Origin of the sequence: Porphyromonas sp. CAG:1061 (assembly GCF_000435035.1) — a bacterium.
Taxonomy (GTDB): Bacteria; Bacteroidota; Bacteroidia; order Bacteroidales; family Porphyromonadaceae; genus Porphyromonas_A; species Porphyromonas_A somerae.
The window spans coordinates 1-938 of the sequence record NZ_HF988873.1; the positions used below are offsets into that span (position 1 = coordinate 1).

Below are 938 nucleotides of genomic sequence, written 5' to 3' on the forward strand. Positions count from 1 at the left end.
CTACGACAAATCGGACCTCTCCGAGGTCCTTTACCATATCTACTTTGATGAATGTCACTTGCTAAGACCTTTTCTAATGCGTTAACCCCGGGGATATCTATTGATTGCCAACGGAGAATTGGGTATCTTTGGGCAGTTTTATCTGCTAAAAGCTCAAATAGATGATTATAAAGCGTATATTGTACACACTGTACACGATTCTTGTGGTGCTGCCACTCTTTTTGGTTCTGACGATTCTCACCGCTATAATTGCGGCTTTGGGAAGTATCCTTGGTGGCGAGCGTGTCTTTGGCTACTGGCCTGGTAAGATATGGAGTATCGTGACGCTGGCGTTGCTTTTGATCCCTGTAAAGGTGAGGGGGCGTGAGTACTTGCCCAAGAGTCGCCCCTCAGTGGTGACGCCCAATCACACCAGTGCAATGGATATCTTTCTACTCTACGGATATGCTGGTGTGCGTTTTAAGTGGGTATTGAAGGGGTCGCTTCGCAAGCTCCCCTTTGTGGGTTGGGCGTGTGAGAAGCTTGGCTTTATCTTTGTGGAGAATACCCCCTCGGGTGCTATTCGTGTGGTGAAGGATTGCGAGAAGGCGATTGCCGATGGGTATCATATCTTTATGTTCCCAGAGGGGAGCCGTACCCTTACTGGACATTTGGATAAGCTGCGTAAAGGGGCCTTTAGGGTGGCTACTGAGATGGGTGCCCCTATCGTGCCTGCCAAAATATCGGGTGGGTATGAGATCCTTAAGCGTGGTACCTATCTCCCCAAGTGGGGTCGGCTGGAGCTGCAGTTTTTCCCTGCCCTTGAGACAACCGAAGGGGCTACGATTGAGGAGCTGATGCAGAAGGTAAAGGAGTGCATCCAATAAGAGACGTCCAAAAGGGTTTATACATAAGAAATAGACCGGTAGGACCTCGGCAGAGGTCCCTCTTAAATAGGC

Annotated in this window: 1 protein-coding gene; it reads left to right on the forward strand. The window is 49.4% G+C overall.

The genetic code is table 11. The annotated features are described in order from the left end of the window. Positions 1-161 precede the first annotated feature (161 nt). Positions 162-866 (forward strand): lysophospholipid acyltransferase family protein, encoded by a 705-nt coding sequence (locus QVO39_RS01960; protein ID WP_021902790.1) that lies wholly within the window; start codon positions 162-164, stop codon positions 864-866. The last annotated feature ends 72 nt before the right edge of the window (positions 867-938 follow it).

Coding starts and splice junctions, on each gene's coding strand:
- QVO39_RS01960 (WP_021902790.1), top strand. CDS start 162: ATGATTATAAAGCGTATATTGTACACACTGTACACGATTCTTGTGGTG.